General features: G+C 65.6%; 15 protein-coding genes. 8 read left to right on the forward strand and 7 right to left on the reverse strand.

Annotated elements, in window-relative coordinates:
- Positions 1 to 242: 242 nt before the first annotated feature.
- Entirely contained in the window at positions 243 to 1,103 is an 861-nt protein-coding gene (locus RID11_RS19460; RefSeq protein ID WP_350141945.1) for a helix-turn-helix domain-containing protein, read from the reverse strand.
- A 107-nt stretch (positions 1,104 to 1,210) separates the two neighbouring features.
- Here RID11_RS19460 and RID11_RS19465 point away from each other — a divergent pair, with 107 nt between their 5' ends.
- Positions 1,211 to 1,417, forward strand: coding sequence for a DUF2061 domain-containing protein (locus RID11_RS19465; RefSeq protein WP_050662979.1), 207 nt, complete (start codon positions 1,211 to 1,213; stop codon positions 1,415 to 1,417).
- On the forward strand, positions 1,410 to 2,315 hold the full coding sequence (locus RID11_RS19470; protein ID WP_350141946.1) for a fatty acid desaturase: 906 nt from the start codon (positions 1,410 to 1,412) through the stop codon (positions 2,313 to 2,315). Before RID11_RS19465 ends, RID11_RS19470 begins: the two co-directional genes overlap by 8 nt.
- Positions 2,316 to 2,561: 246 nt before the next feature.
- Here RID11_RS19470 and RID11_RS19475 read toward each other — a convergent pair whose 3' ends face one another.
- Genes RID11_RS19475 through RID11_RS19490 form a run of 4 tightly spaced genes read right to left on the reverse strand, consistent with a single transcriptional unit; the run spans position 2,562 to position 6,328 of the window.
- Positions 2,562 to 3,344 carry a heme ABC transporter ATP-binding protein gene (locus RID11_RS19475; protein ID WP_350141947.1) on the reverse strand — a complete coding sequence of 261 codons (783 nt, stop codon included), beginning with the start codon at positions 3,342 to 3,344 and terminating at the stop codon, positions 2,562 to 2,564.
- Complete coding sequence (locus RID11_RS19480; protein ID WP_350141948.1) at positions 3,344 to 4,408, reverse strand: FecCD family ABC transporter permease; 1,065 nt, start codon at positions 4,406 to 4,408, stop codon at positions 3,344 to 3,346. The genes RID11_RS19475 and RID11_RS19480 overlap by 1 nt, the downstream gene beginning before the upstream one ends.
- Positions 4,389 to 5,273 (reverse strand): heme/hemin ABC transporter substrate-binding protein, encoded by an 885-nt coding sequence (locus RID11_RS19485; RefSeq protein WP_350141950.1) that lies wholly within the window; start codon positions 5,271 to 5,273, stop codon positions 4,389 to 4,391. Before RID11_RS19485 ends, RID11_RS19480 begins: the two co-directional genes overlap by 20 nt.
- Positions 5,270 to 6,328 carry a hemin-degrading factor gene (locus RID11_RS19490; protein ID WP_350141951.1) on the reverse strand — a complete coding sequence of 353 codons (1,059 nt, stop codon included), beginning with the start codon at positions 6,326 to 6,328 and terminating at the stop codon, positions 5,270 to 5,272. Before RID11_RS19490 ends, RID11_RS19485 begins: the two co-directional genes overlap by 4 nt.
- Before the next feature lie 253 nt (positions 6,329 to 6,581).
- On the opposite strand from RID11_RS19490, the gene RID11_RS19495 reads away from it, so the two are divergent.
- Positions 6,582 to 8,696, forward strand: coding sequence for a TonB-dependent receptor domain-containing protein (locus tag RID11_RS19495; protein WP_350141952.1), 2,115 nt, complete (start codon positions 6,582 to 6,584; stop codon positions 8,694 to 8,696).
- Between the two features lie 18 nt (positions 8,697 to 8,714).
- On the opposite strand, the gene RID11_RS19500 is transcribed toward RID11_RS19495, so the two are convergent.
- Positions 8,715 to 10,007, reverse strand: a complete 1,293-nt coding sequence (locus RID11_RS19500) for an NAD(P)H-dependent oxidoreductase (RefSeq protein ID WP_350141953.1) — start codon at positions 10,005 to 10,007, stop codon at positions 8,715 to 8,717.
- Between the two features lie 85 nt (positions 10,008 to 10,092).
- Positions 10,093 to 10,884 carry an IclR family transcriptional regulator gene (locus RID11_RS19505; RefSeq protein WP_350141954.1) on the reverse strand — a complete coding sequence of 264 codons (792 nt, stop codon included), beginning with the start codon at positions 10,882 to 10,884 and terminating at the stop codon, positions 10,093 to 10,095.
- A gap of 171 nt (positions 10,885 to 11,055) precedes the next feature.
- Here RID11_RS19505 and RID11_RS19510 point away from each other — a divergent pair, with 171 nt between their 5' ends.
- From RID11_RS19510 to RID11_RS19530, 5 genes are all read left to right on the forward strand, one after another.
- The gene (locus RID11_RS19510; RefSeq protein WP_350141955.1) at positions 11,056 to 12,573 is read left to right on the forward strand and encodes an ABC transporter substrate-binding protein; all 1,518 of its coding nucleotides are present in this window, start codon (positions 11,056 to 11,058) and stop codon (positions 12,571 to 12,573) included.
- A gap of 94 nt (positions 12,574 to 12,667) precedes the next feature.
- The gene (locus RID11_RS19515) at positions 12,668 to 13,585 is read left to right on the forward strand and encodes an ABC transporter permease (protein WP_350141957.1); all 918 of its coding nucleotides are present in this window, start codon (positions 12,668 to 12,670) and stop codon (positions 13,583 to 13,585) included.
- A 1-nt stretch (position 13,586) separates the two neighbouring features.
- On the forward strand, positions 13,587 to 14,489 hold the full coding sequence (locus RID11_RS19520; protein WP_350141958.1) for an ABC transporter permease: 903 nt from the start codon (positions 13,587 to 13,589) through the stop codon (positions 14,487 to 14,489).
- 4 nt (positions 14,490 to 14,493) lie between these two features.
- On the forward strand, positions 14,494 to 15,492 hold the full coding sequence (locus tag RID11_RS19525; protein ID WP_350141959.1) for an ABC transporter ATP-binding protein: 999 nt from the start codon (positions 14,494 to 14,496) through the stop codon (positions 15,490 to 15,492).
- Complete coding sequence (locus RID11_RS19530; protein WP_350141960.1) at positions 15,489 to 16,487, forward strand: ABC transporter ATP-binding protein; 999 nt, start codon at positions 15,489 to 15,491, stop codon at positions 16,485 to 16,487. The genes RID11_RS19525 and RID11_RS19530 overlap by 4 nt, the downstream gene beginning before the upstream one ends.
- Position 16,488: the final 1 nt, after the last annotated feature.

A 16,488-nucleotide genomic window follows, 5' to 3' on the forward strand; every position in this document is an offset into this window, starting at 1 on the left:
CATTGCCGTGAGCCGCGCATCGACGGGCCGCGGTGCGGCGATCCTACCTCAGTTGTTTAGCGCTTTATATCAGCCAAGCCCGAAGAACATCAGAGCACAGAGCAGGTTGCAGCCAAATCGCCGTGCCGGGGGGCGGCCCGGCGATGCGCGGCGGGCTTCGCCCTTGATTCCGCGCAGGGGCATAACGGCAACGACCGCTCCAGCCCCTTCGCGTCGGTCCATGCAGCCCGTTACATATCTCCCTAGCCGACCTCGTCGCGCAGGGCGCGCAGGTGGTCGGGCAGGGCGCGGGCGCTGATCGCTGCCTCGCGCAGCAGCCCGTCGAAATGCTGCGTCATCGCCTGCACCCGCTCGGTATCGCGAAACACAAGGTAGTTGCGCCCAAGATAGAGCACCGCGAGGAGCGGGCCGAAAATCGTGACCGGCGCGGAATAGAGGCGGCGGGCGTCAAATAGGTAGAGCCGCAGGCCGGGATAGAGTTGGGAGGTCACGGCGATGAAATGGTCAAGCTGGGCGCGACGGACGTCCTCGGGCAGGTCGCGGTAATATCCCTCGCCGCGTGCGAAACTCTCGATCTCGAAGAGCGGCACGGCGATCTCGTAATCCGAGCGCGCGGCGCGCATCCACGCCATGCGATCCTCGGAGGCCCCGATGGCCTGATCGGTGGAGCGGCCAAGGTGGGGCGCGTATTCCCATTCGAGCATCGCCCGGGTCTTGAGCATGTCGGGCAGACCGGCGGGGACGTGGCGGATCTTGTAGCCCGCCGCCTCCTTGTGCCAGGCGAATATCTGTTCATCGACCAGCGCGCGGGGGGCCTCGGTCAGCGAGAGGGTGTTGGCGAGCATGTCGGCGGCGGTTTCGGGCCGGTCGGTGAGGCCCAGAAGCCAGTCGGCGGAGACCCCGAGCGCGCCTGCGCATTCGCCCACCACCTGCGCATTGGGCAGGCGCGCGCCTGTGCCGGTCATCAGTTGCGAGACGGTGGAGCGATCCACCCCGATGGCGCGGGCGAGCGCGCTTTGATTGGTGTCGCGCAGGCGCATCGCCTCGGCCAGTCGGGTGCGAAACAGGGTGGCGCGCAAGCGTTTGTCGAGTTTTTCATTCATATGGTAATTTATATCACGAATGCGGAAAAATGTTAACCATTTCCGAAATGGCCGGTCAATCAATTCGCAAGCATTCTCTGCGCATCGTTCAATCAAATGGAGGGAATATGGAGACGCGATTGCGCAGCATCGTGAAGGCGGTGATCTGGAACCTGATCGGGCTTACGGTCATGGCGGTGGTGGGGTTGATCGTCACCGGCTCGCTGACGGCCGGCGGGCTGATGGCGGTGATCAACACCGCGATCGGTTTTACGACCTATGTGCTCTACGAGCGGGTCTGGTCGCGCATCGGGTGGGGCCGCTGCCATGGATGAGGCGCGCCGTCCCGCTGTGGAATGGCCCACGCTGCTGTTGCTGATCGCCTGCTACGGGGTTTGGCTGATTGGCACGACATGGGGTGCTGCGGTCTGGCTGCCGATGGGGATCGGTGTCACCGGGCTGGCGATCGCGCTGCAGTCGTCGCTGTGCCACGAGGCGCTGCACGGTCACCCGTTCAGGTCGCGCGTCTGGAACGAGGCGGTGGTCTTTCCCTGTCTGTGCCTGTTGGTCCCCTATCGGCGGTTTCGCGATACCCATCTGGCGCATCACCGGGATGAACATCTGACCGATCCTTACGACGACCCGGAATCGAACTACCTGGACCCGAGGGTGTGGGACCGGCTGCCGGGCTGGGGGCGGGCCGTTCTGCGGGCCAACAACACGCTGGCGGGGCGGATGATCCTGGGACCGTTCATCGGGCAATGGGCGTTTCTGCGGGCCGACTGGCAGGCGATCCGCGCCGGGGATCGGCGCGTGCTGGAGGCATGGCTGTGGCATGTGCCGCAGGTGGCGGTGGTGCTGGCCTGGGTCTGGGTGGCACCGATGCCGCTATGGGGCTATCTGCTGGCGGTGTGGCTGGGGATTGCGCTGTTGAAGATCCGCACCTTTCTGGAGCATCGCGCACATGCGCGGGCGAGCGGGCGCACGGTCATCGTCGAGGACCGGGGGCCGCTGGCGTTGCTGTTTCTGAACAACAACCTGCATGTGGTGCATCACATGCACCCCGAGGTGCCGTGGTACCGGCTGCCGGGGCTTTATGCGGCGCGGCGCGAGCATTACCGGCGGCGCAATGATGGCTATGTCTACCGGTCTTATTGGCAGATCTTTCGTGACTACCTGTGGCGGTCCAAGGACCCGGTGGCGCATCCGCTGTGGCCGTGGCGGCGGGGATAGGAGGCGTGGTCTTGAGCGTACCTTGCACTCCGCCAGAAGGTGCTGCGTGATCGCAGGGCCGGGGACTGGCGATGCAACACCGGTGGCGGGCGCTTTATGCCAGCCAAGTCATTGTAACCTCAACACGGTGCGCGACCTTCCAAATCGCCAGGCCGCGGGACGGCCCGGCGATCGCGCGGCACCTTTGGTGCGTTTCGCGCGGGACGCTGCAAAGGCAGCTTTAACCCAATATTCTACCCCCCCTCCTCAGCCGGCCCGGGCATTCTGCGGCAGGATGTAGGGCCGGTTGCCGGGCGGGGGCACGCTGACCGTCAGATCGCAGCCATAGACCGCCGAGAGCGTTTCGGAGGTGATCACCGTCTCGGGTGTGCCCTCGGCCACCACGCGGCCCGATTGCATCATCACCACGTGGTCGGCGAACATCGAGGTGAGGTTGAGATCGTGCATCACCGCCACCACCCCGCCGCCGCGCGCGGCGAAATCGCGGGCGAGGCGCATCACGCCCAGTTGATGACCGATATCGAGGCTGGAGACCGGCTCGTCCAGAAAGAGCCAGTTGGGGCCGTCGGGACCCAAAGGCTCCCATATCTGCGCCAGCACGCGCGCGAGGTGCACGCGCTGCTGTTCGCCGCCCGACAGGTCCTGGTAGGTGCGGCTGGCCAGGTGGCGCAGCCCGACATGATCCAATGCGCGCAGCGGCAGGTCGGGCCGGTGGGCAAAGCGGCCCGCGCCATGGCCGATGCGCACCACCTCGATCACGGTGAAGGGAAAGGCCAGCCGGGCGGCCTGCGGCAGCACGCCCCGGCGCGGGGCGAGGGCCATGGCGTGGCGCGGATGCACGGGCAGGCCACCCATGGTGATCGTGCCTTGGGCGGCAATCTCGCCGGTCAGCGCGCGCAACAGCGTGGTCTTGCCCGAGCCGTTGGGGCCTGCGATGGCGGTAAGCTGGCCTGCGCGCGCTGAGAGGCTGACATCGTGCAGGATGGGCGTGGCGCCGAGGCGCAGCGAGACATGATCGGCGTGCAGCATCAGAGATCCACCAGGCCGCGCCGCCGCAGCAATATCCACAGGAACACCGGCGCGCCGAGCACGGCGGTGACGATGCCGATGGGCAACTCAGCGGGCGCGATGATCAGGCGGCTGAGGATATCGGCACCCAGAAGCAGGCTTGCGCCGAGAAGGGCGCTGTTGATCAGCAGGGGGCCGTGATCCGGCCCGGTGGCAAGCCGCAGCAGATGCGGCACCACGATGCCGACAAAGCCGATGCCGCCCGAGACCGCGACCGCAGCACCCGTGGCCCCGGCGACGGTGAGAATGGCGAGGGTCTTGGTGCGCTGCACCGGGATGCCGAGATGCAGCGCCGTCGCCTCGCCCAATGCCAGCCCGTTGAGGCCGCGCCCGAGGGTGGTGGCGGCAATGAGAGCGAGCGCGATGATCGGCGCGGCGGTGGCAAGCTTGGCCCATGTCGCCCCGGCGAGCGAGCCGAGGCCCCAGAAGGTGAGATCGCGCAATTGCTGATCGTCGGCGGCATAGACCAGAAGCCCCGAGACCGCGCCGGAGAGTGCCCCGAGCGCGATGCCCGCCAGCAGCATCGTCGCGACCGAGGTGCGTCCGCCGCGCGTGGCGACCCCGTAGAGCAGCAGCACCGAGCCCCAGCCGCCGAAAAAGGCGGCGAGCGGCACGGTGTAGATGCCGATGAGGGACTGGAGCGCCGGGGGCAGCAGCCCGCCCAGCACGATGGCGGTGATCGCGCCCAAGCCTGCGCCCGCGCTGACGCCAACGATGCCGGGATCGGCGAGCGGGTTGCGAAAGAGCCCCTGCATCACCGCGCCCGACACGGCGAGTGCGGCACCGACAAGCGCGCCCATGGCGATGCGGGGCAGGCGCACCTCCCACAGGATGATGCGGGCGAGGGTGTCGTCCTCTGCGCTGCCGGTGACGAGGCCGAGGAGCGAGACGCCCGAGGCACCGCTTTCAAGGCTGATCGCGCAGATGGCAATGAGCAGCAGCCCGAGCCAGAGATGCGCCTGTCGCGCGGTGGCGCGGCGGTCGCGGGGGGGCACCTCGATCCTCTCAGCTTGGGTCAGTGTCATCGTCGGGCTGCGTCGTTGCGTAGATGGCGCTGTGCAGGTCGCGGGCGGCCTGCGCGGTGCGCGGACCAAAGCCCAGAAGGTAGAGCCCCTGCATGCGGATCACTGCGCCGGTCTCGGCGGCGGGGGTGGTGCGGATCGCGGGCATGGACAAGAGCACCTCGTCCTCGATGGCGTGATCGCCGCCGCGATCCATCATCAGGATCACGTCGGGGGCGCTGCTGCTCACGGCCTCGTCGGTCAGCTGCTTGTAGCCCTCGAATGCGTCCACGGCGTTGACTGCGCCCGCCATCTCGATGATGCCCGCCGCCTGTGTGCCGGTGCCACCGGCGAGGATGCGCCCGCCTTGCAGGCTGAGGATGAAGAGCACGCGCCGCGACTCGCCGGGGGCGATCTGCGCGGTCATGCGGGCTGTCGCGTCGAGCGCGGCGCGGGTCTCGGCGATGAGGGTTTCGGCGCGGTCGGGCAGGCCGAGGGCCTGGCCCACTACGGCGATCTTTTCAAGGATGCCGGGGCCGTCACTGGCCTCGGGCACGGTGGTGAACGGCAGGCCGGAGGCCTTGAGCACGTTGATCGTCTCGGGCGGGCCCGCGCCCTCGATCGCGAGGATATGGTCGGGCGCGACCGAGAGCACGCCTTCGGGGCTGAGCGCGCGGGCGTATCCCACATCGGGCAGGTCGGTCACCTCGGGCGGGTAGGTGGAGGTGGTGTCGCGCGCGACGAGCCGGTCGCCCGCGCCGAGCGCGTGGACGATCTCGGTCACCGACCCGCCGATGGTAAGCAGGCGATCCCGGGACTGGCCGAAGGCGGGCAGGGCGCAAAGCGCGGTGGCCTGCGCAAGCATGGTGCGGCGGGTGAGACGGGTCATGCGGGCACCTCTGCATCGGCGTGGTCGGGCAGGGCCGCGACATGCGCGCCGAAGGCCGGGCGGTGATCGCGATCCTCCTTGCGCAGGCCGAAGATCTGCAGGATCAGCCCGCCTTCGGCATCGAAGGCCTCGACCGAGATGGCGGGGCCGCGCTGGGTGGGTTTCTCGACCGCCCAGACCTCGGCGATATGGTCGCGGCGGAGATGCAGGTTGAAGCCGGGATCGAGCACGTTCTGCCACGGGCCCATGGCTTTGAGCGTGTTGACCGGGCCGGAATGGATCTGGATGCAGCCGCGATTGCCGACGAAGATCATCGCCTCGGTGGCGTCCTCGGCGAGGCGGGTGAGGAGTGTGTCCACTGCCGTGGGTGCGAGTGCACGCACGAAGGGGGCGCCCGCGATGCGGTAGGCGCCGAGGCGGTTCATCCGCAGTTTCGACGTGAGCCGCAGAAACTGATGGGTGTCGGTCAGGCGCTGCCATTCCTCGCGCAGGATATCGGCCTTGTCGGGGTTGGATTTGGCGGGTTCGGTGGGCTGACGCGGGGCCACGTCGAGCGTCTGGTCCTGATCGGGCAAGGCCTGCGACAGGCGCAGTGCGTCCCATGCCGCGAGCGAGGAGCCGTCGCGCAGGAAGATCTTGTGCACCGCGTCGCCTGCGGCGTCGAAGACCTGAAGGCTGCGGCGGGGGCCGGTCTCGGCCACGGTCTCGACCATGAAGGCGTGGCACCAATGGCTGGGAAAGAGGCGCAGATCGATCTCGGGGGTGAGGATCATCGCGGCGTGTTTGCCGCTGTGGTAGTTGTCGTAGCGCCCGACCTTTTCATGCACGCAGGAGGGGTTGCGGGTGAGCGCCATCACCTCGCCGAGTTTCTGGGCCGCCGCCATCACCTGATCGGGATGCGCCGGGATGCGCGTGGCACCCGCGCCGGTGGAGGCGGCGACAAGCTGGGCCTCGGAGATCCCGAGGCTGTCGGCCTGATCGCGGCTGCGCATTTTCGGGTTCTCGGCCTGAAAGGCGCGGATTGTTTCGGGGGTTATGGGGGCGGTCTGAGCCATGCCTACCTCTCGTGTGGTTCGATTGGATGGCTGCATCGCGCTGCTGCGGATGTGGCTGCGGAGCGCGGGGCTGATCCCGCGCCGTGAATGTTGAGTCTTTTACTCGATAATGCCTGTCTGACGCAAGAGAGCGGTCAAGATAAACTTGACTGTAACACTCCACTATTCTAACAGGCCGCATCGCCACCTAATCGCGCCGCATACCCGGCCAGGCAGCTACCGATCAAACGGTCATCTGCGGGAAGGGAAAGATATGGCGTTTTTCAATCATTGGCGAAACGGGGCCGGTGCGGGCCTTGGCTGCGTGTTGGCGGTGCAGGCCGGATTTGCGGCGGCACAGGAGGGCGAGGCGGCGACGCAGGACACGTTCCGCCTGCCCGATATCGTGATCTTCGGGGCCGCGCGGGACGAGCGCGCGCTGCTCGACACGCCCAATGCGGCGAGTGTGGTGGACGAAGAGGAAATCCGCCGCCGCCAGCCCTCGACCTATGCCGAGATGCTCGACGATGTGCCGGGGCTGAGCATCGAGGGCGGCCCGCGCGGGGTGAGCCAGGAGATCAACATTCGCGGCTTTCAGGACGAGCAGGTGGTGCTGCGTCTGGATGGCGGACGGCAAAATTTCAACCTCGCGCATCGCGGGCGGTTCTTTACCGATCCGATGATCCTCAAGCAGGTTGAGGTGTTGCGCGGCGGGGCCTCGACGCTGTTTGGCTCGGGCGCGCTGGGCGGGGTGGTCTTTACCGACACCAAGGATGCGCGCGATGTGATCGACCCGGATAAATCCGTCGGCGGCGAGGTGAGCCTTGGCTACAACTCCAATGGCGACGAGTGGAAATACGGGGCCACCGGCGCGGTACAGCACGGCGCGTTCGATGCGCTGATCTTTCTTTCGGGGCGCGACCGGGGCAGCGATATCGAGGATGGCAGCGGTGCCGATATTGTCGACAGCCAGATCGACAGCGAGAATTACCTGCTGAAATTCGGGCTGGAGCCCGCCGAGGGCCTGCGGCTGGAGACCAGCTATCAGCGCTACGAGGACGCGGGCGTCACCCCGCCCAACACCAATGCGCAGGGCACGCCCACGACCAGTGTGAATCGCGACCTGACGCATGAGGCGTTCCGGGCTGGGATCGAGTGGGACCCCTCGGGCAATTCGCTGGTCAATCTTAATGCGCTGTTTTTCTACAACAATACCGAGGTACGCGAGGACCGGATTTTCGACGGGCGGTTCGATACCACGGATTTCGAAACGGTGGGCTTCGAGATCACCAATGTGTCGGAGTTCGACATGGGCGTGCCAGTGTCGCTGTCTTATGGGTTCGAGATCTTCGAGGACACCCAGACCGGCACCCGCGACGGTGCGCCGCGCGCGCAGACACCGGATGCGCAACAGCAATTCTACGCCGCCTTCGCGCAGGCCGATGTCACGGTCGCCCCGGCGCTGACCCTGACGGCGGGTTTGCGCTATGACGTGATCGACACCGACCCCGAGGGCGGGTTTGCCAGCCGGTCGGACGAGGAGTTTTCACCCAAGCTGGCGCTGTCCTGGCGGCCGAGCGAGCGCACGCAGGTCTTTGCGTCGGCGTCGCGGTCGTTCCGCGCGGCCTCGTTGACCGAGATGTTCCCGCAAGGGGTGCATTTCATCGCCGGGCCGGGCTTTCCGCTGGGCGGTCCGGGATCGCCGTTCTTCACCGGGGTGAACGAATTCCTGCCCTCGCCCAACCTGGCGCCCGAGATCGCCGACCAGATCGAGATTGGTGTGCGGCACTGGATCGACGGGTTGTTGCGGCAGGGTGACCGGCTCGATCTGTCGGGCAACATCTACTATGCCGAGGTGGATGATTTCATTGACACGGTCGTGACGTTCATCGACCCCGCGACCACCGGGTTCAATCCTGTGACCGGGCGGCTGGAGGTGACCGGCTCCACCACCTCGCGCAATATCGACGCGCGGCTTTACGGGCTGGAACTGAGCGCCGATTATGACGCGGGGGCGTGGTTCGGGCGCGCCTCGCTGTCGGTGCCGCGCGGCGAGGGGCGGAACGGCGGGGATGAACTTGGTTCGATCCCGCAGGACCGGCTGGTGCTGACCGGCGGGCTGCGTCCGGCACCGGGCTGGGAGATCGGCGCGCGCGCCACCTTCCTGCGCGAGTTGGACGCCGGTGATCTGCCCGACGAAACGCAGCCGGTGGAGGGGGCGGAGATCTTGGATATCTTCGCCAATTGGCAGCCGCAGCGCGGTGCGCTGGAGGGGACGGTGATCAGCGCGGGGATCGACAACGTGTTCGACCGCCGCTACCGGGTGCATCCCAACGGGCTCAACAATCCGGGGCTGACCGCCAAGCTCTCGCTGTCACGTCGATTCTGACGGGGCCTGTGTCCCCGGTCATGCGCCGGGGACAAGCCCGCGATACAGATCGACCACCGGGTCGGGGCCAAGCGTCACGTCATCGAAGCTGAGCACCGCGCCGCGTGCCACGTCGCGGGTCATCGCCACGCCATGCGCAAGGCCAATGGGCAGGGCGTTGCCTGCGCGGGCAATGGGCTGCGCCTTGCCCCAGACGGTATAGCCGCCCTCGCCGTCGAGCACTTCGCCCGCCTTGAGGTCGCGCTTGGCCACCGCTGCCACAGTGCCGCGCATCTCGCGCGACTGGCCGGTGGGCTCGTGGCGCAGGGCGGCGCTCAGGACCGAGACCGACAGTTCCAGCCCGATCAGGTGAAAGGGCTTGTACATCGAGGCAAAGCGCCCGGTGGAATCGGTGGGCAACCCGTATTGTTTGAAACAGGCGGCGGCGTAGTCATTGGGGGCCTCGAGCACCACGTAGACGCCCCATCGCAGATCGCGGAACACCGGGCGGCCGTCGCGTTCGAGCGAGGAGACGGTTTCGGCGATGCCGCGCCGGTCAAGCTGGCCGCCCAACTCGCGCGGGCGCAGCACATGGGCGAGGTCATCGACGCCGCAGGGCGGGAAGGCGAGGCCCGCCTCGGGCACGTCGAGACCGCAGGCATTGGCGATGGCGACCATCTCGATCGCGCTCTTGGTGCCGTCGAGGAAGGAGTTGAACATCTGCGGGTTCATGCCCGCCGCTGCGGCCTCTTGCGCCGTCAGCCCGTAATGCGACCAGACGTCATCGGGGGTCACCTCGTGATAGGCGGGCAGGTACTTGGTGCCCTTGCCTGCGGCGGTGACGTGAAAGCCGGTGGCGCGCGCCCAGTCGACCATTTCCGAGACAAGTGCTGGTTGATCGCCGTAGGCCATGGAATAGACCACGCCCGCCGCGCGCGCCTCGGACGCCAGCGCGGGACCGGCGAGCACGTCGGCCTCGACATTGACCATGACGATGTGCTTGCCCGCCGCGATGGCGGCGCGGGCATGGGTGATGCCGACGCGCGGATTGCCGGTGGCCTCGATCACCACGTCGACATCGTCGCGCGCGGCCAGTGCCGCGCCGTCCTCGAGATAGGCGGTGGCGGCGATGCGGTTCTCGTCCCAGCCTACGGCGGCGCAGGCGCTGCGGGCGCGGTCGGGCGAGAGATCGGCGATGGCGCTGACCTCGAGCCCGGCGATGGTCGGCACCTGGCTGAGAAACATCGAGCCGAATTTGCCCGCGCCGATGAGGCCCGCGCGCACCGGTGTGCCGCGCGCCCCTGCCTCTGCTGCCAATCTTGCCAGGTTCATGTCTGTCTCCTCCGCTTGCGTTTCGGGCGCAGGACACTCTGGCCCGGGGAAGAGTGCAAGCGGATTTTGACGGATCGGGCGCGGGTCAGGCCCCACCCGCGCGGTGTGCGCGGAAGGCGGGAGAGATGGCGTTGGCGGTGTCCTGCAGCTTGGGCAGGATGTCGCTGACGATGCGCTCGCGTGTCCAGGTATGGGCGGAGACCGAGCATTGCACGGCGGCGAAGGCGCGCCCGTCATGGCCGATGATCGGGCTGGCGACGCCAATCTCGTTGAGAATCATCTGCCCGGTGGAGACGGCGAATCCATCGCGGGCGGCCTCTGCGATGCTGGTGGCGATCTTTGCGCGGTCGAGCGTGGTGCTGGGGGTGAAGGGGGTGATCGGCCATGTCTCGATGGCGTGGCGGCGTTCGTCCTCGGGGAAGGTGGCAAGCATCGCGCGCCCGCCGGAGGTGGAGAGCGCGGGCAGGCGACGCCCGATGATGGTGGCCGCGAAATAGGTGCGTTTGCAGGGCAGGCGGCTGACATAGATAATGTGATCGCCCGAGATTTCGGCAAGGTTCACGGTCTCGCCCAAGTCCTGGCTGAGGTTGATCAGCTTGGGCATGGCCTGACCGATCAACGGGTCGGACCAGTAATAGGCATAGGCCATTTGCAGCCAGGCATGCGAGGGGCGAAAGCGGCGCGTGACCGGGTCCTTGTCGAGCATGCCCTCGACATGCAGGGTGTTGGCGAGGCGTTGTGTGGCGCTCTTGTCGAGCCCGGTGCGCTGCGCGAGTTCACCGAGCGACAGGTCGGTATGGCCCTCGTCGAAGGCGCGCAGCAGGCGCAACCCCTTGGCGAGCGATCCGACGTAGAGGGTATCCTGCTTTGTTTTCATGCATCTCTCGTAAAATGTGGCCGGATGTCGCAACCCGGGCTTGACGTGGTGAAGGATGTTCGCATTAATGGATCATATGGCGATTATATGTATCATAATATGATACGTCAACGAAAAGCCAACATCACGCGCCTCGCCATATCGGCGCGCGACCAACATAGGGAGAGAGACATGAAACAGTCCTCTTTGAGACATGCAATTGCCGGTCTGGCGATCGTCGCGGCGTCTGGTGCGGCTTATGCCGACAAGGCCAATGACACGCTGCGCGTGGCCTTTACCAAGGAGCTGGAAAACGTCGACAGCTACTTCAACTCCTCGCGTGAGGGTGTCGTGCTGCAGCGCGCGGTCTGGGACGGGTTGATCTACCGCGATCCGGCCACCAACGAATACAAGGGCAACCTTGCCACCTCCTGGGAGTGGATCGACGACCTGACGCTTGAATTCAAGCTGCGCGAGGGCGTGACCTTTCACAATGGCGAGCCGTTCAACGCAGATGACGTTGTCTATACCGTCAACTTCGTTTCCAAGGAAGAAAACGGCGTCAAGACGCAGCGCAACGTCAACTGGATGAAGTCGGCCGAGAAGATCGACGAGTATACCGTGCGCATCCATCTCAAGGACAAGTTCCCGGCGGCGATCGAATTCCTGTCCGGTCCGGTGTCGATGTATCCCAACGAGTATTACGCCGAGGCGGGCCCGTCGGGAATGGGTCTGGAGCCGGTGGGCACCGGCCCCTACAAGGTTGTGTCGGTCACGCCGGGGCAGCATTTCGTTCTGGAGAAGAACGAGAATTACCATGACAGCCCCAAGGGTCAGCCCGAGATCACCAATGTCGATATCCGCACCATTCCGGACGTCAACACGCAGATGGCCGAACTGTTCAGCGGCTCGCTTGACCTGATCTGGCAGGTGCCTGCGGATCAGGCCGAGAAGCTGGCCGAGATGGATCAGTTCACCGTCACCAACGAGTCGACCATGCGGGTGGGGTATCTGTCGATGGATGCCGCCGGGCGCTCGGGCGACACGCCGTTCACCAACCTCAAAGTGCGCCAAGCGGTCAACCACGCGATCAACCGCGAAGAGCTGGTGGCGGCGCTGCTCAAGGGTAAATCAAAGGTCGTCTGGACGCCGTGTTTCCCCAGCCAGTTCGGCTGCGTGGAAGAGGCCGCGACACAGTATGAATACGACCCCGAGAAGGCAAAGACGCTCCTGGCTGAGGCAGGCTATCCCGATGGTTTCACGACCGAGTTTTATGCTTACCGTGACCGCGAATACGCGGAAGCGATCCTGAGCTATCTGAACGCGGTTGGCATCAAGTCAGACTTCAAGTTCCTGCAGTATTCCGCGCTGCGCGAGTTGAACATGACCGGCGATGTGCCGCTGGCGTTTCTGACCTGGGGCAGCTTCTCGGTCAACGATGCGTCGGCGATGGTGAGCCAGTTCTTCAAGCACGGCTCGCTTGACGATGCGCGTGATGATCAGGTGCTGGCCGATCTCGAGGTGGCCGACAGCGCGACCAATCCCGACACTCGGGTGGAGCATTACACCAAGGCGATCGAGCGGATCACCGAGCAGGCCTATTGGGCGCCGATGTTCTCGTACAACACCAACTACGTGTCCACCAACGAGGTGGAATACACGCCGACCGCCGACGAGGTGCTTCGGTTCACCACGATGGAGTGGAAGTGATCCACAAGATCTGAACAGAGGGCCGTGCGCGGCCCTCTGACACCCCCATCGCCCGCGCATCCAGCGACCTGCCAGAAAACGAGGGGCTCTTGCCGTGCTCTTATTCATTCTCAAACGACTTGGCCTTGCCGTTCTGGTGGCCTTTACCGTGTCCTTCATCAGCTTCAGCCTGCTGTTCATGGCAGGCGATCCGGCCGCTGCGCTGGCGGGCGAGACCGCGAGCGGCGAGGATATTGAATCGATCCGCAAGCTTTATGGCTTTGATCGCCCGATGCTGGTGCAATATGGCGATTGGCTGATTTCGGCGCTGCAGTTCAATTTCGGGGAAAGCTATTATTTCCGCCTGCCGGTGTCGTCGCTGATCGTGGACCGGCTGGGCGTGACGATGACGCTGGGCGTCTGCGGGATCACCTTTGCTCTCTTGACCGCCGTGCCGCTGGGCGTGGCCGCCGCGATCCGGCCGAATTCGATCATCGACCGGGTGGCGTTGTTTCTTTCGGTGGCCGGGCAGGCGATGCCAAGCTTTTGGTTCGGCCTGATCCTGATCGTGATCTTTGCGATTCAACTGGGATGGCTGCCGCCGTCGGGTGCCTCGAGCCCTGCGCATTTCATCATGCCGACCATCGTGCTGGGCTATTACGCGATGCCCGCGATCATGCGCCTGACGCGGGCTGGCATGCTGGATGTGCTGTCGTCGGATTATATCCGCACCGCGCGGGCCAAGGGTGCGCCGGAGGGGCGGGTGCTATTCCGCCACGCGCTGCGCAACGCAATCATCCCGGTGGTGTCGCTGGCGGCGGTGCAGATGGGCTTCATGCTGGGTGGCTCGATCGTGGTCGAGTCGATCTTTGCGCTGCATGGCGCGGGATTCCTTGCGTGGGAGAGTATCGCGCGCAACGACCTGCCGACGGTGCAGGCGCTGATCCTCGTCTTTTCGATGTTCTACATCGTCTTCACCTTTCTGGCCGATGTGCTGAATGCCTGGCTCGACCCCCGTATGCGGAGCAGCTGAGATGACCCAAGTTGAAACTCACGATCCGATTCTGGCAGAGATCACTGGCCCGACGCCGGGGCAGATGCTGCGCAAGCGCGTATTCGGCCATCAGGGGTTGATGATCGGCGTGGTGGTGCTGGTGATCCTGACGCTGGTCGCGATCTTTGCGCCGCTGCTGGCCCCGCATGACCCTTATGCCCAAAGCCTGATGACGCGGATGGAGCCGCCGGTGTTTCTGGGCGGCGACTGGGAGCATCCGCTGGGCACCGACCATCTGGGGCGCGATTACCTGTCGCGGCTGATCTACGGCGCGCGGGTGTCGCTGATGATCGGGGTGATCGCGGCGCTGATCTCGGGCGTGATCGGCACCGCGATGGGCGTGGCTGCCGGGTATTTCGGCGGGCGCGTGGACATGGTGGTCACGTTTCTCATCAACGTGCGGCTGGCGATGCCGGTGGTCCTGGTGGCGCTTGCGGTGGTGGCCATCCTTGGCGGCTCGTTGCAGGTGGTGATCGTGGTTCTGGGGCTGCTGTTGTGGGACCGGTTCGCGGTGGTGATGCGCGCCTCGACCTTGCAGGTGCGGGGCCGCGAATATGTGGCCGCCGCGCGGGCGATCGGTGCCTCGACCCCGCGGGTGATCCTGTCCGAGATCATGCCCAACATCGCGAATAACCTGATCGTCGTGGTGACGCTGGAAATGGCGCATGCGATCCTGCTGGAGGCGGCTCTGTCGTTCCTCGGGCTCGGCGTGCAGCCGCCGACCCCAAGCTGGGGTCTGATGGTGTCGGAGGGCAAGAACATGATGCTGTTCGAGCCGTGGATGGTGCTCATTCCCGGGGCCGTGCTGTTCATCCTCGTGCTGGCGATCAACCTGATGGGCGACGGTCTGCGCGACGTCACCGCCCCCGAAAACCGGAGCTGAGACCATGGAGAAACCCCTGCTGAGCGTGCGCAACCTGACGCTGGATATTCCCGTGGGTGGCGGCACATTGCACGCGGTGCGCGGTATTGATTTCGACCTGATGCGCGGCGAGACGCTGTGCATCGTGGGCGAGTCTGGGTCTGGCAAGTCGCTGACCTCGCTGGCGCTGATGGGCCTGTTGGGCAAGACCATCCGGCGCAGCGCCGACCGGATGGATTTCGATGGCACGGACATCCTGACCGCCAAGCCGCGCGCCATGCGCGCGCTGCGCGGTGACCGCATGGCGATGATCTTTCAGGAGCCGATGACCTCGCTCAACCCGGCCTATACGATTGGCGATCAGCTGACCGAGGCGCTGCTGTTGCACAAATCCGTCAGCCGCGAGGCGGCGCGGGATCGTGCGGTGGAACTGTTGGAAAAGGTCGGGATCACCGCCGCGCGCAGCCGTCTGGGGCAATATCCGCATCAATTGTCGGGCGGGTTGCGGCAGCGGGTGATGATCGCCATGGCGCTGATGTGCGAGCCGGAACTGATCATCGCGGACGAACCCACCACCGCGCTCGACGTCACCATTCAGGCGCAGATCCTGCGGCTGCTCTACGATTTGGGGCGCGAGATGAACATGGCGATGATCCTGATCACTCATGATCTGGGCGTGGTTGCGCGCGTCGCTGACAAGGTGGCGGTGATGTATGCGGGCGAGTTGGTGGAGACCGGCCCGGCGACCGACGTGTTCAACACGCCGTCGCACCCCTATACGCGCGGATTGCTGCGCTGCATTCCGCAGCCGGGCAAGACCGAGCGGGGCAGCACGCTGGGCACCATTCCGGGCATCGTGCCGTCGCTGATCGGCGATGTGCAGGGCTGCGCGTTTCGCACGCGCTGCCCCTTTGCGCAGGCGGAATGCAAGGCCGATATCCCGCGTCGGGAAGAGGGCACGCATATGTTCCGCTGCATTCATCCCGATGGCAAACGCCATGCCGAAGAGGAGGTCACCGCATGAGCAACGCATCTGCATCCGCCGTTCTGGAATTGCGCGGCGTGACCAAGACCTATCACGTCAAGCAGGGCCTCTTTGGCACCGCGCGGCCGCTGACGGCGGTCAACGACGTGTCGCTCTCGCTGCCGCGCGGCGAGGTGCTGGGGCTGGTGGGCGAGTCGGGCTGCGGCAAGTCCACGCTGGCCAAGATCCTCTTGGGGCTGGAGGCCCCCACGGCGGGGCAGGTTCTGGTCGATGGCGAAGAGATCGGCGCGCAGGACCGCATGACGCTGGCGCGGCGGATTCAGCCGATCTTTCAGGATCCCTATTCGTCTCTCAATCCGCGCAAGAGCATCTTTGACATCGTGTCACTGCCCTTGCGGGTGCATGGCATCGGCGATCGCGCGCATTGGGAAAAGGAAGTGCGCACGATCCTCGATATCGTGGGGCTGCCCGCGCGGGTGATGAACACCTTTCCCAGCCAGATGTCGGGCGGGCAGCGGCAGCGCGTGGCGATTGCGCGGGCGCTGATCATGAAGCCCGAGATCGTGATCTGCGACGAGCCGACTTCGGCGCTGGATGTGTCGGTGCAGAGCCAGATTTTGAACCTGCTGGGCGATCTGCGCCGCGAGTTCGGGCTGACCTACCTGTTCATCAGCCATGATCTGGCCGTGGTAGAGCACTTGGCGACGCGGGTTGCGGTGATGTATCTGGGACGCATCGTCGAGGAGGCGGGTGTCGCGGGGCTGTTTGACGAGGCGGCGCATCCTTATACGCAGGCTTTGTTGAAATCGGTTCTGACGCCGGAGCCGGGGCTGGGCGTGCCCGATACGCAGCTTGGCATGGCCTATCCCAACCCCATCGACCCGCCCTCGGGCTGTCATTTCCATCCGCGCTGTCCTATGGCGACGGACCTGTGCAAGACCACCGCTCCGCGCCCCGTCGAGACCTCGGGCGGGCGCGTGGAGTGCCACCTGCACGACCCGCAAAGCCCGATGCACAATCCGAAGGCGGCGTGAC

The sequence above is a fragment of the Roseovarius sp. genome (genome assembly GCF_040219995.1).
In the GTDB taxonomy this organism is placed as follows: Bacteria; Pseudomonadota; Alphaproteobacteria; order Rhodobacterales; family Rhodobacteraceae; genus Roseovarius.